The organism is Candidatus Aalborgicola defluviihabitans (assembly GCF_016705985.1).
Classification (GTDB): domain Bacteria; phylum Pseudomonadota; class Gammaproteobacteria; order Burkholderiales; family Burkholderiaceae_C; genus Allorhodoferax; species Allorhodoferax defluviihabitans.
In genome coordinates, this window is the sequence record NZ_JADJKN010000005.1 from 488,273 (window position 1) to 502,040 (window position 13,768).

Consider the following 13,768-nt stretch of genomic DNA (forward strand, 5'->3'; position numbering starts at 1 on the left):
GCCAGACGCCACGCCGGACTACTTCAACACAACCCGGGTCCAGCGTCGAACCCAGGCAACCCCGTGTTCGGCAATGGATGGGGAACTGGGGCTGTCAAAGGCCAAGGGCTCCGGTGCATGGCGCAGGGCGTCCACCTTGGGGCTGCTGGTGCTGGCCGGGTACATCCACATACTGGTCTGCAGTGCCTGTTGTACCGGACCCGAACGCAAAAACGCCATAAAGCGCAAGGCCGCCGCCCGCTCTTTACCGCCCTTGACCAGCGCTACGCCCTCAATTTGACGGAACACCCCACCCCGCAAGAACAAACTGCCGGTTGGCGGCTCGCTCAATTGTGTCTTGCTGTAAAACAACTCCGCTGCCGGGCTGGTGGCATAGCTCACCACCAGCGGGCGGCTGCCGCCGTTGTGGCTGAAATCGGTGTAATAGGCTTCGCTCCAGCCGTTGGCCACCTTGAGCCCATTGGCACGCATGCGGCCCCACCAGGCAAACGCGTTTTCTTCACCCATCGCGCCGATGGTGGCCAGCAAAAAAGCATTGCCCGGGCTGGACGTGGCCGGGTTCTGCACGACCAGTAAACCCGCATAGGCGGGCTGGGCAAGGTCTTCCAGCGAAGTGGGCAGTGCCAGGCCTTTCCGGGCAAACCACGCCTTGTCGTAATTCAACGTGACATAGCCGTAATCCACCGGCAGCAGTGCAGCAGGCAGAGTGCCTGCAAGCGCGTCACCGCCGCTGGCAAGACGGGCAGAAGCACCTGCGTCCGCATCCAGCACTTGCGCCGCCTGGGCCTTGGCGGCCAACACATTGTCGATACCAAACACCACATCGGCCACCGGGTTGGCGCGGGTCAGAATCAATTTGTTGAGCATCTCCCCCGCATCGCCCGCCTTGCTGATGCGCAGGGTGACGCCGGCGTCTTTTTCAAACTGGGTCAGCAGTGCCTGCGGCAGCGCAAACGACGCATGGGTCAACACCCGCAGTTCGGCTGCAGACGCCAGGCTGACACCGCAGGCCAATGCCAGAGCAGTGAACAAATGGGCAAGACGGTGTGGGATACGGTGTGACATGCGGTGGTGTGAGTGGCCGCAAATTTTAACGGCCCCACCTGTTGCCCGGGCACAATCCGTCTCACCGATGAAAACCCTTGCGTCACTGCTGTGCAGCTTCTCCTGGCAAGAACTGCGCCACCACCCCTGGCGCAACGCTGCCGCCATGGTGTCGGTCATGCTGGGCGTGGCGCTGGCATTTTCGGTGCATTTGATCAATGCATCGGCGCTGGATGAATTTGCGCAGGCGGTGCGCTCGGTGGGTGGCCAGCCCGATCTGGAACTGCGCGCCGGCGCCGGCCTGACTGGTGGCGTGGACGAAGTCCTGCTGGCGCGCATGATCCACCACTCCGATGTGGCAGTGGCCAGCCCGGTGCTGGAGTTGAGCACCTATGCCCTGCTGCCCCAGCCCAACGCAACAGCAGCGCCTGCGGACCAACCCCAACGGGTCTTGCTGCGCATCATGGGCGTGGACCCCTTGCAGGTGGCGCAACTCAGCCCCGACCTGCTGCCCTTGCCCGACACCAGCGCCAACCGGCTGGACATTTTTGCGCCTGCCACCGTGTTCCTCAACGCCGCGGCCCGCAGCCGGCTAACCGGCAACACGCTGCAACTGCAACGCGGTATGCAAGTGGCAGCTGTGCAGGTGGCCGGCTCGGTGCGGGCCAGCGGGGCACCACTGGCGGTGATGGACATTGCCGCCGTACAAGATTTTTTTGACCTAGACAACCGCATCACGCGGGTGGATCTGCGCCTGCGCGCCGGCGTGGACCGCGCGGCCTTTGTGCGCAGCCTACAGGCCAACGCCGATTGGCCGGCCCAGGCTCGCTTGGTGGAGCCGGGCGATGCGCTGACCCGCATGTCCACCCTGTCGCGGGCCTACCGGGTCAACCTGACCGTGCTGGCGCTGGTGGCGCTATTCACAGGCGGCTTTCTGGTGTTTTCGGTGCTGGCCTTGAGTGTGAGCCGGCGTGCACCCCAGCTTGCGCTGTTGGGCGTGCTGGGGCTGACATCCACCCAGCGCTTGCAACTGGTGTTGCTGGAAGCCCTGGTGTTGGGACTGGTCGGCAGCGTGCTGGGCATCGCATTGGGCGGCGGCTTGGCGGCGCTGGCTTTGCGTCTCTTGGGTGGGGACCTGGGGGGCGGTTTCTTTTCCGGCGCAGCGCCCGCGCTGCAATGGAGCTGGCCCGCTGCGCTGGCCTTTGCCGCATTGGGGGTGCTGGCTGCACTGGTGGGCGCCTGGTGGCCAGCGCGCTGGGCCCAGGGCTTGCCACCGGCGCAAACCCTCAAAGGTCTGGGCACCGCGCAGGTCAACCACAACCACGGCGTACTGGCACTGGCCTTGTTGCTCGCTGGGGGCATGATGGCGCTGCTGCCACCAGTGGCCGGCATTCCGCTGGCAGCCTATGTGAGCGTGGGCCTGATCTTGGTGGGTGGTATTGCCGGCCTGCCCTGGCTGGTAGGCGTGGTGCTGGACCGCATCGCACCGCAGGTGGCGTACCGCGCTCTGCCCCTGCTGGCAGTGGAGCGTGCGCGGCGGGTGCGCGGCAGTGCGGCAGTAGCCGTGAGCGGCGTGGTGGCGGCGCTCAGCCTGGCAGTGGCGCTGACCGTGATGGTGGCGAGCTTTCGGCATTCAGTCACACAGTGGCTGGATTCCGTTTTGCCTGCCGATTTGTATGTGCGCACGGCCACCCATACCAGCGCACTGGATGCCGCCTACTTCGACCCCGCCTTTGTGCAGGCAGCACAACGCCTGCCCGGTGTGCAGCGCCTGAGCCCACAGCGCAACCAGCAGTTTCTGCCCGACCCCAACTTGCCCGCCGTGGTGCTGATTGCACGCCCGCTGACCGGGCCACTCAGCAGCAGCCTGCCTTTGACGGTGGGGCCGCTGCCGATACCACCCGGCCAGATTGGCATCTACGTGAGCGAGGCCATGGTGGACCTGCATGGCGCCCGCCCCGGCACGACTCTCCCCAGTCTTTCTGATCATTTTAGGGCTCTAGCCCTCGTGGAATCTACACAACCCACTACGTTTTTCATAGCAGGTGTGTGGCGCGACTACTCCCGCCAGTTCGGCACCATCGCCATGGATCTGGCAGATTTTCAGCGCCTGAGCGGTGACAACCGCGTCAACGACCTGGCGATTTGGCTGGAGCCAGGCGTGGATGTAAACGCACTGGAACATGCATTGCGCGACCTGGCCAACCGCCAAGCTGGCACGCCCGGCGGGAACGCGGCACGGCTGATGGAGTTTGGCTCGGCCCGCGAGATCCGGGCCACGTCTTTGCGCATTTTTGATCGCAGTTTTGCCGTCACCTACTGGCTGCAGGCGGTGGCCATCGGCATTGGGCTGTTTGGCGTGGCAGCGTCGTTCAGCGCCCAGGTGCTGGCACGGCGCAAAGAATTTGGCTTGCTGGTGCACCTGGGGCTAACGCGCCGGCAGGTGCTGCGCGTGGTGGCCGCTGAGGGCCTTGCCTGGACCTCGCTGGGTGCCCTGGCCGGTGTGGGCTTGGGCCTGTCCGTGGCGGTGGTACTGGTGCATGTGGTCAACCCACAAAGTTTCCACTGGACCATGGAGCTAACTGTGCCCGTGCTGCGCCTGCTGGCACTGGCTGCAGCCGTGGTGGCTGCTGGCACGCTCAGCGCATGGCTGGCCGGACGGGCAGCGGCCGGGCGCGATGCGGTGCTGGCGGTCAAGGAAGACTGGTAAAAGTTGTGTAAAGGCCCTGCACATCAGTAGGCACCGCACACAGAATGGGCGTTGAATTCAGGACCATCCATCCTTACCAACACCCCACCATGACCCCATCTGACACCGCACCAAAGGTGCATCCCGACCGTCGTGCGCTACTGAAATGGCTGGTGTGCACGGGTGGCTTTACCGGCACGGTGGCGCTACCAGGCGCGTTTGCCCAAATCCAGCCGCCGCTGGCCAGCGCCAGCGAGATCTGGCGCGCCACGTCCCGTGTTGGCTACGGGCCAACGCCGCAACGGGTTAGCGACGTTCAGGCGGCGCCCAGCACCCGGGCCTGGGCGTTGGCACAAATTGATATTGCACACGCAGCCAGCCAAAACGCCCCCCACATCGAACCAGACCTTGCAGGTTTCAACGCGAGTCTGCCGGAGTTGTTCCAAGGCGTGCAGCGCGAGCGCCAGGCGCGCGCAAAGATCAAGGCCGGGACTGCGCCCGCAGCCGAAGCACAGGCCACCCCGCGCATGGATTTTTCGGGCCCTGTTGACCCGCTGTATTTCAACCGCACCGTTGCCCAGCAAGCAGCGGCCTGGCGCCTGATGGCCAGCAGTCAGCCGGACACCGAAAACCCCTTGCTGGCGCGCATGACCGAGTTCTGGTTCAACCACCTGAATGTGTTTGTTGGCAAAGGCGCGGTCCGACCCTTTGTTGGGCACTATGTGGTCAACGTCGCACGCGCCCATGCGCTGGGAAAATTTGAAGACCTGCTTCTGGCCAGCGCCCGCCACCCTGCCATGTTGCTGTATCTGGATCAGGCGCGCAGTGTGGCCGAGGGCTCCCGCGCAGGGCCGGGCGACACACCGCGCGGCTTGAACGAAAACTATGCCCGCGAACTGATGGAGTTGCACACGCTTGGCGTGGACGGCGGCTACACCCAGAACGATGTGCGCGAACTTGCCAGGGTGCTGACCGGGTGGACCATTGCCCCCCAAGGGAGTAATGGGTTTCGATTTGCAGGACGGCTGCATGACACCGGCAGCAAATTGGTGATGGGGCGGCGCTTTCCCAACGCCTTCGCAGCGCCTGGTGAACACGAAGGCGAAGATGCCATACGCATGTTGGCCCGCCACCCCAAAACCGCCCAGCGCGTCACCTTGCGCCTGGCCCAATTTTTTGTAGCAGACCAGCCATCCCAAGCGCTGCTGAACAGCCTGCACCGAACCTTCCTGGACACAGGCGGTGACATGCGCCAGGTCATGCAAACGCTGCTGGGTTCTGCCGACTTCTGGGCCCCCGAAAATCGCCTCTTCAAGACACCGATGGACTTCGCCTGCTCGGCGCTGGCCGCCACCAATGGCGCAACCGAGCGCCGCCATTGGGTGCTAAGCCTGGGCTTTCTGGCCAATGCGGGCCAACCAATGCATGGCTGGCAAACACCCGACGGTTACAAAACCGACGCCGCCACCTGGCTCGTGCCCGAGGCCCTGACGCGGCGCGCCGACTACGCCATTGCACTGGCACGGCAGACCAGCGAACTCGATTTTTTAACCCCGTTTTTAAGCTCCGCAACCCGTCAAACCCTTGCGCAGGAGAGCCCCGGTTTACGGGCCGGGCTGGCCATGGCCAGCCCGGACTTTATGTACAAATAGCAAAGGACATGGCCATGACACCCTTCAAAATCAGCCGCCGCCGCGCCGTACAAACCTTGGTCGGGTGCTCCACCGCGTGGGCTGCTCCCCTGCTGTGGGCACAGGACAGCGTCGCAGTCAACAAGGACGCACGTCTGATCGTTGTCTTCCTGCGGGGCGCCTACGATGGCCTGTCGGCCTTTGTTCCGTACGGTGACCCCCACTACGCCAGCATGCGCCCGTCCATTGCGATTGCACCGCCCGATGGGACGACGCAAACAACCATTGCGCTGGACACCACCTTCGGCTTGCACCCCGCCATGGCCAATTTGCTGCCGTTGTGGAAAGACGGTGTGTTGAGCGTCATCCCGTGCGCAGGGAACCCAGACGCCACGCGCTCCCACTTTGATGCCCAGCACCACTGGGAGACCGGAACCCCCGGCAAGAGCAGTGGATCGGTAGGCTGGATGAACACCCTGGCCGGCCTGCGCAAGGACAGCAAGGCCATTGGTGTGGGAGAAGCCAACCCCCTGATTCTGGCCGGTGCCAATCCGATTCAGCTGGTCCCCAAAGGAAACGCGGCAACGCAACAGGGCGCGCTGGGCAACGAGCGCACCCGCGATGCCGTACTAAAACTGTATGGCGGTCAAGATACTTTGTCCCAAACGTTTCGCGCCGGTGCAGACAGCCGCATGCAAACCGCCCAAACACTCACCAACGACACCAACACCACCATGGGCGCCCCTGGCATGGACAGCAAAGAAATGGCGGCCGCCAATAACGGTGCCGGACCGGCAAAGGGGCTGCTACTGGATGCGCAACACCTGGGAACGCTGATGCGCCGTGAGCGCAATTTGCGCCTGGGATTTTTGTCAGCGGGCGGCTGGGACACCCACGCCAACCAGGGCAACGTCACTGGTACGCTGGCCAACAACCTGGGTGATTTGGCCCGAACCCTGGTGCAGCTGCGCAGGGACTTTGCCCAACCCAACGATGTGGTGATGGTGTGCAGCGAATTTGGCCGCACCAGCGCAGAGAACGGAACCCGCGGCACCGACCATGGCCACGGCAACGCCATGTGGCTGATGGGAAACCGGGTGCAGGGCGGGCGCTGGCACGGCGGATGGGAAGGGCTTGCCGCCGAGCAGCTACACGACAAGCGCGACCTGCCCGTGCACAATGATTTTCGTGGCGTGTTTGCCCAGGTTCTGCGCCATGTCCACGGATTGACGGATGCAGAACTCAACACTTTGTTTCCCGGTTACGCGTGGGACAATTCGCTGCGAGGGCTGATACGCCCTTTATAAGAAATTGGCCGCTAGCCCTAGTGAAATAAACACAGTATGCTACGTATTTAATAGCATATCACTCGTGCCGCAACGCCTCGATCGGGTCCATCCGCGCGGCGCGTCGGGCTGGAAAGTAGCCAAAAAGCACGCCAATGAAGGCCGAGAACACAAACGACATCACATTCACCGACAGGTTGAAGGTGTAGGGCACAGACATCAGCTGCGCCAGCCCGATAGACGCTATCGTGGCCAGCACAATGCCTACCAGCCCGCCCAACGCGGCCAGCACCACCGCCTCAATCAAGAACTGCAGCAGCACCTCGCGCTCCAGGGCGCCAATGGCCAGGCGCAGACCAATCTCGCGCGTGCGCTCGGTCACGCTAACCAGCATGATGTTCATGATGCCAATGCCGCCCACCAGCAAGCTCACCGCAGCCACTGCGCCCAGCAGCATGGTCATAACTTTGGTGGTGCCCGACAGCGTGTCGGCCAACTGTTTGGTGTCGAGCACGTTGAAGTTGTCCTCATCGGTGCTGGCCAATTTGCGGCGCTCGCGCAGCAACTGGGTGATGCCAGCAGTTACGCGAGCGCTATCGCTGCCATCCTGCATGGACACCAGCAACGTGTTGACACGAATATTTCCAGTAATGCGACGTTGCAGTGTCTTGATCGGCATCAGCACCAGATCGTCCTGGTCGTTGCCAAAGGCGCCCTGCCCCTTGGAGGCCAGCACACCAATGATTTCACAGGAAATTTGCTTGACCCGCAGTTGCGCGCCCATCGCGGTCTGCGTGGCATACAACTCGCGGCGCACGGTCTCACCGATCAGGCAGACGGCAGCGCCCGCGCGGACCTCGTCATCAGAAAACTCCCGGCCACTGGCAATGGTCCAGTTGCCGGTGATCAGCCAGTCGTTGGTGCTGCCAATGACACTGCTGGACCAGTTTCGGCCATTGGCCACCAGGGTGGCGCCTGAGCGGGCTTCGGGCGCGACCGCTGCTACGCCGCCAATCTGGGTGGCAATGGCTTCGCCATCGGATTCCTTGAACGCCACGGCACTGCCGCCGCCACCCGGTCCCATGCGCTGGCCGGGGCGCACTTGCAACAAATTGGTGCCCAGGCTGGAAATCTGGTTCTGCACCGCTAGGGTGGCGCCATTGCCCAGGGTCACCATGGTGATCACGGCACTGACCCCGATCACAATGCCCAAAATGGTGAGAAACGAGCGCATCAGGTTGCGCCGGATGGAACGCAGGGCCAATAAAAGGGTATTGAGCAACATCAGTGCACCTGCTCGGCCAATTCGCCCACGGGATGGGGATTGCGTTCGTCACTGGCGATCACGCCGTCCACAAAGCGCACGATGCGCTTGGCGTAGGCCGCCATGTCGGACTCGTGGGTGACCATCAGCACGGTTATGCCATGGTCCACGTTCAAGCGCCAAAGCAGGTCCATGATCTCGCGGCTGCGATGGGTGTCCAGGTTGCCGGTTGGCTCATCGGCCAACAGCACCGCCGGCTGGGTCACGATGGCGCGGGCAATGGCCACCCGCTGCTGCTGCCCGCCCGACAATTCTGCAGGCGTATGGTGTTCCCAGCCTTTGAGTCCAACCGAATCCAGGGCTGCTGCTGCCGCAGCATGCCGGGCCGCTGCGGGCTCACCCCGGTACAGCAGGGGTAACTCCACATTTTCCTGGGCCGATGTGCGTGCCAGCAGATTAAAGCCCTGGAACACAAAGCCCAGATAGCGCCTGCGCAACATGGCGCGCTGGTCGCGGGTAAGTGTCTCAACGTGCAACCCCTGAAACAGGTATTCGCCACTGGTGGGTGTATCCAAACCGCCCAGCGTGTTCATGGCGGTGGACTTGCCCGAACCGCTGGGGCCCATGATGGCCACAAATTCACCCGCCTCAATGTCCAAGTCTACGCCCTTGAGCGCCTGCAGGGCTGTCGCGCCCTGACCATAGACCTTGGTGATGCCCCGCAGGCGAATCAGCGGTTGGCTCACAGGTTGACTCACTGGGCCGCTCCGGCTGCACGCTGGTCGGTGATGACCGCCATGCCCTCTTGCAAGCCTTCGCCCGTGACTTCGGTCATGCGTCCATCGCTGATGCCGGCCTTGACGGACACTGCCACGGCCTGACCGTTCTTAAGCGTCCAGACCTGCTTGGCAACCGGCCCGTTGCCGGTGGCGGACTTGCGCCCGCCGCCGCGCGGCATGCGCGGCAGCAGTTTGGACACCACGCCACCACTGTCGGAGGCAGGTGTCGCTGCAGCCGCAGCAGCCGTCGTGGGCGAAAAACGCAGGGCGGTATTGGGCACCAGCAACACGCCGTTGCGTTCGGTAGAGACAATGGTGGATGAGGCCGTCATACCCGGGCGCAGGCTCAGGTCGGAGTTGTCTACGTCCAGGTAGGTGGTGTAAGTCACCACGTTGTCGGTCTTGGTGGAACCAAAGGCTACGCGGGTGATCTTGGCCGGGTAGCGGCGCGACGGGTAGGCACTGACGGTGAAGCTGGCTTTCTGCCCAACCTGGACCGAGCCCACATCGGCTTCGTCCACGCTCACTTCCAGCCGCAAGCGCGCAATGTCTTCTGCAATGGAAAACAGCGTTACGGCCTGCAACGACGCCGCGACAGCATTGCCAGGGTCCACCGTGCGTGACAGCACCACACCGTCAATGGGGGACCGGATGGACGCCTTGGACAGGTTGGTCTCGTCAGTAGACAGGGTGGCCCGCGCTTGCGTTACGTTGGCACGGGCGCTGTCATCGGCGGCCACGGCACGGTCGGCGGTCGCGTGCGCGGTGTCGAGTTCGGTGGCCGATGGCACCTTGCCGCCGGAGAGCTTCGCCACTTCTTCAAAGCGGGCCAGGGTGGCCCGTGCCTCCTTGACCGTGGCCGTGCTCAGGGCCTGCTGTGCCTGCGCGGCAACCAGTGCAGCACGCGAACGCAACACCTGGTCTGACAACTTGGAGGTGTCGAGCTCAACCAGGATTTGTCCTTTCTTGACCCGATCGTTCACATCGACAAATACCCGCGTGACCGTGCCCGAGAGCTCACTGCCAATGTTCACTGCACGCGTGGGTTGCAGCGTGCCGTTGGCTGCGACGGTCAGGGTCAGGTTGCCCTTTTGCACCGGTTCAGTCACGTAACTGGGCTGTGCACTGCTGGCCTTGTGCATCTGCCAATACCAGAGCCCTGCGGCCACGGCCAGCACAAGCAGCACGCCACCCCACAGACTGGGGCGTTGCCACCAGGGCCGCACAGCACTGGCGTCACCCAACAGCGCCTTTAGGTCAGCCGTTGTCACGGTTGTTTGGGTTTCGACGGAAGGGGTAGGAGTAGGTGTGGTCATGGCGTCGCAGTCTCAGATTCTGGCAACCAGCCGCCCCCCAGGGCTTTATAGAGGCGCACATAGTCCGCACTCAGGTTGGCTTGGGTGGCTTGCACGCTGTCCTGGGTGGACAGCAGGGTGCGCTGGGTGTCCAACACGGTTCGGAAATCGATCAGACCGCTGGCATATCGCTGGCTGGCCAGCAGGTCGGCATTGGCCGCGGCCGTAGCGGCAGTCTTCAACCGTTGCAGGCGCTCCTGATCGCTTTGCAGCGAGACCAGTGCATCTTCCACGTCTTTCAGAGCAGTAAGGACGGTAGCCTCGTAGGCCACCCGCGTCTGCTCCAGTGCTGCTTCTTGTGCTTGTACTTGGGCGCGCGCCGCGCCGCCGTCCAGCAAAGGCACTGAGACGCCGGCCAGCAGATTGCGAAGCACGGATGCACCATCGGTCAATGCGCCCAGCGTCAAGGCCCGCAGACCGAGTGAGCCCGAAATCTGGAAACTGGGGTAACGCGCGGCATCTGCCTGATTGACGCGGTCCAATGCGGCCTGCACCCTGTACTCAGCCGCACGCACATCAGGGCGTTGGCGCAGGGTTTCTGCGGGAATCGCCAGGGCCATAGAGTCGGGCGCCTGGGGAATGGCTGGCTTGCCGTCGGCGTTGCCCTGCAGCAGAGTATTCAAGGCGCCCGGTGCCTGGCCTGTGAGTACCGCCAAACTGCTCTGGTCTTGGGCGAGGTTGCTGGCCAGCGTCGGGATCTGGGCGGCAGTTTGCTCACTGGCCGCCACCGCTTGCTCCACATCCAGTGAGGATGCAAGCCCGGCCTGGGCGCGCCAGCGGGCGATTTGCAGTGTTTCCGTCTGGGCCGCCAGGTTGCGCCGCGCAATGGCCAGGCGCGCCTGTAGTCCGCGCAGGTCCATGTAGGTCACCGCCACCTCTGCGGCCATGGACACCTGGACCTGGGCGAGACTGGATTGGGAGGCCATGGCATCCGATTCGGCCGCACCCAAGGCACTGCGCTGGCCGCCAAAGATATCGGGCTCCCAACTGGCGTCAAAGCCGGCCTGGAAGGTGCTGGTCGCGTCGCTACTACCCGGCTGGCTGCGCTGGGCTGAAGCGGACGCGTTGACCGAGGGGCGCAGACCGGCTGCCTTGCCATCCCGCAAGGCGCGTGCCTGTTTCAGCGCTGCTTGCGCAGCGCGCACGTCGGTGTTGGACTGCAAGGCCTGCGCCACGAGTTGCGTGAGAACTGGATCATTGAACCGTTGCCACCAATTGGCCAGATTCATGGTGGCAGCGCTCTGCGCAGTAATCGCGTTCCACGCGTTAGGCACTGGGGTCTGGGGTAATTCGCCAGCCTGATGAATGGGCGACGCGCAAGCGCTCACCACCAGGGACAATACGATCGCACCACTGCGACACAACCACACAGATCGCGTAGACGGGGTATCCGGCATTTTGATGGTCATCCGGCAACCTTGTTGGTATGGGTCACGTATGTATTGTGACCCCACGAAGTGTCGGTGGCTTGACGTAAAGTTAAATCTTGTAAAGTTGCGAGCCACTGCCCCAAGGACAGAATACAAAAATGCACACTGTGACCAACCCCACCAGCTGGCTCAGCCGCTCGATTGGCCTGATTGAAGCCGACTACTTGCGCAGCGCCGATACGCACCTCATTCCCCTGCCGTTGCCCGAATTTGCACAGCACGGTATCGACTTTTACCTGAAGGACGAATCTACCCACCCCACTGGCAGCCTCAAGCACAGGCTGGCACGTTCACTGTTTTTGTACGCGTTGTGCAATGGCTGGGTGCAAGAGGGATCCACCATTGTGGAAGCCTCCAGTGGCTCCACAGCGGTCAGCGAGGCGTACTTTGCCCGCCTGCTCGGCCTGCCATTTATTGCCGTGATGACGCGCAGCACCTCCCCCGAGAAGATTGCACAGATTGCGTTCTATGGCGGCCAATGCCACCTGGTGGACAACGCCACTGAGGTCTACGCCCAAGCCCAGGCATTGGCGCAGCAGACCGGTGGCCACTACATGGACCAGTTCACGTACGCCGAACGCGCCACCGACTGGCGCGGCAACAACAACATTGCCCAGAGCATGTTCAGCCAAATGGCGCGTGAGCGCCACCCCATTCCGCGCTGGGTAGTGGTGGGCGCGGGTACCGGTGGCACCAGCGCCACCGTGGGTCGCTACATCCGTTACCAGCAATACGCCACGCAGGTGTGCGTGCCGGACCCCACGGGTTCGGTTTTTGGCGCCTACCATCGCACGGGAGATGCCTCCATCACCGGCGAAGGCTCCCGCATTGAGGGTATTGGCCGGCCACGGGTTGAGGCCAGCTTTATCCGCACCTTGGTTGACCGCATGCTGGAAGTGCCCAATGTGGACTCTGTAGCGGCCATGCGCGCGCTGTCGCACATGCTGGGGCGCAAGGTGGGCCCGTCCACCGGAACCAATTTCATCGGAATGTTGACACTTGCGCAGGAGATGCTGCAAGCCGGCGAACAAGGCTCCATCCTCTCGCTGCTATGCGATGCCGGCGAGCGCTACTTGCCCAATTACCACTGCGCCGAATGGGTGACCTCCAACCTGGGCGAATGCACAGCCGCAGAACAACGCGTGGCACGGTCTATCGCGGCGGGCCGCACCCAGTGAAGCCCGTATTTCCCGCTCCCACACGCCGCAAAGTGTTGAGCGCGGGAATCTGGACCAGCCTGTCTTTGGGCTGCCCGGCCATGGCAAGCGCAGGCCCACTGCTGGCGTTTCCCCGGGATGGCGGCGCCCACCCGGATTTTTCAACCGAATGGTGGTATGTCACTGGTTGGGCCAACGCGGGCGGTCAAACAGCCGCCTACGGCTTCCAGCTCACATTCTTTCGCAGCCGTATCCCCAAGACCCAGGGCATGCGGTCCGGCCTGGCAGCCCGCCAACTGATCTTTGCGCACGCGGCCATCACCAACATCCGAGGGCGAAAACACTGGCACGACCAACGCATGGCGCGCTCAAGCGGTCGTGCGCCGGGCAACAGCCCCACAGACACAGCATGGGCAGACTCTACCCACACTGCCATTACCCTACAAGACTGGTCGCTTGTGGAACAGAACCAGGTTCTGCAGGCTAATTTGCGCTGCGCCGATTTCTCGCTCGCGCTGACATTGACACCGACACAGCCCGTGCTGCTGCAAGGCGATCAAGGCCTGTCACGCAAAGGGCCTGATGCGGCGCAAACCAGCTACTACTACAGCCTGCCCCACATGCAGGTGCAAGGTGCACTGGAGCTGCACGGGAAGCAGCTTGTGGTGGAGCCGGGCAGCACCGCCTGGCTGGACCACGAATGGAGCCAGGAAATGCTGCATCCGGACGCGGTAGGTTGGGACTGGATCGGCATCAACCTGTTTGACGGAAGCGCGCTCACGGCGTTTCAGTTGCGCGACCGGCGCGGCGCAGCCCTGTGGGACGGTGGCTCATTCCGCACTCAAACCGCATTGCACACCTTCCAACGGGGCGATGTCGTATTCAGTCCCGCGCGCACCTGGACGAGCCCCTTGAGCCAATCCACCTACCCGGTCGAGTGGGCTGTGCGCACGCCATCCGGCACTTACACGGTCCGCGCGCTGCTCGACAACCAGGAGCTCGACAGCCGCGCCTCAACCGGCGCCATCTATTGGGAAGGCCTGAGCGAGGTCCGGGACAGTCAGCAGCGCCTGGTGGGGCGCGGCTACCTAGAAATGACCGGGTACGCGGCCCCAATGCGCATGTAATCGCTT

Annotated in this window: 10 protein-coding genes; 5 read left to right on the top strand and 5 right to left on the bottom strand. The window is 63.3% G+C overall.

The features are described 5' to 3' along the window. Positions 1-18: 18 nt before the first annotated feature. Positions 19-1,065, bottom strand: coding sequence for a thiamine ABC transporter substrate binding subunit (locus tag IPI80_RS07080; RefSeq protein WP_413858529.1), 1,047 nt, complete (start codon positions 1,063-1,065; stop codon positions 19-21). Positions 1,066-1,132: 67 nt separating this feature from the next. Between IPI80_RS07080 and IPI80_RS07085 the strand changes: the two genes are divergently transcribed. The 3 genes from IPI80_RS07085 (at position 1,133) to IPI80_RS07095 (ending at position 6,671) form a co-directional block, all read left to right on the top strand. Continuing rightward, on the top strand, positions 1,133-3,754 hold the full coding sequence (locus IPI80_RS07085; protein WP_413858531.1) for an FtsX-like permease family protein: 2,622 nt from the start codon (positions 1,133-1,135) through the stop codon (positions 3,752-3,754). A gap of 89 nt (positions 3,755-3,843) precedes the next feature. Next, on the top strand, positions 3,844-5,385 hold the full coding sequence (locus IPI80_RS07090) for a DUF1800 domain-containing protein (RefSeq protein ID WP_413858533.1): 1,542 nt from the start codon (positions 3,844-3,846) through the stop codon (positions 5,383-5,385). 14 nt (positions 5,386-5,399) lie between these two features. Beyond that, positions 5,400-6,671, top strand: coding sequence for a DUF1501 domain-containing protein (locus tag IPI80_RS07095; RefSeq protein WP_413858535.1), 1,272 nt, complete (start codon positions 5,400-5,402; stop codon positions 6,669-6,671). Positions 6,672-6,729: 58 nt separating this feature from the next. Here IPI80_RS07095 and IPI80_RS07100 read toward each other — a convergent pair whose 3' ends face one another. The 4 genes from IPI80_RS07100 to IPI80_RS07115 are packed head-to-tail and all read right to left on the bottom strand — an operon-like array spanning position 6,730 to position 11,457. Beyond that, positions 6,730-7,935: an ABC transporter permease gene (locus IPI80_RS07100; protein WP_413858537.1), complete on the bottom strand. Its 1,206-nt coding sequence runs from the start codon at positions 7,933-7,935 to the stop codon at positions 6,730-6,732. Further along, positions 7,935-8,660 (bottom strand): ABC transporter ATP-binding protein, encoded by a 726-nt coding sequence (locus tag IPI80_RS07105; protein WP_413858539.1) that lies wholly within the window; start codon positions 8,658-8,660, stop codon positions 7,935-7,937. Before IPI80_RS07105 ends, IPI80_RS07100 begins: the two co-directional genes overlap by 1 nt. Positions 8,661-8,668: 8 nt before the next feature. After that, the gene (locus IPI80_RS07110) at positions 8,669-10,009 is read right to left on the bottom strand and encodes an efflux RND transporter periplasmic adaptor subunit (RefSeq protein WP_413858541.1); all 1,341 of its coding nucleotides are present in this window, start codon (positions 10,007-10,009) and stop codon (positions 8,669-8,671) included. Further along, on the bottom strand, positions 10,006-11,457 hold the full coding sequence (locus tag IPI80_RS07115) for an efflux transporter outer membrane subunit (protein WP_413858543.1): 1,452 nt from the start codon (positions 11,455-11,457) through the stop codon (positions 10,006-10,008). The genes IPI80_RS07110 and IPI80_RS07115 overlap by 4 nt, the downstream gene beginning before the upstream one ends. A gap of 119 nt (positions 11,458-11,576) precedes the next feature. On the opposite strand from IPI80_RS07115, the gene IPI80_RS07120 reads away from it, so the two are divergent. Together IPI80_RS07120 and IPI80_RS07125 are read left to right on the top strand one after the other, a co-directional pair. After that, the gene (locus tag IPI80_RS07120) at positions 11,577-12,656 is read left to right on the top strand and encodes a PLP-dependent cysteine synthase family protein (RefSeq protein WP_413858545.1); all 1,080 of its coding nucleotides are present in this window, start codon (positions 11,577-11,579) and stop codon (positions 12,654-12,656) included. Continuing rightward, a complete protein-coding gene (locus tag IPI80_RS07125) occupies positions 12,653-13,762 on the top strand; it encodes a lipocalin-like domain-containing protein (RefSeq protein WP_413858547.1) in 1,110 nt (369 codons plus the stop codon). The genes IPI80_RS07120 and IPI80_RS07125 overlap by 4 nt, the downstream gene beginning before the upstream one ends. Positions 13,763-13,768: the final 6 nt, after the last annotated feature.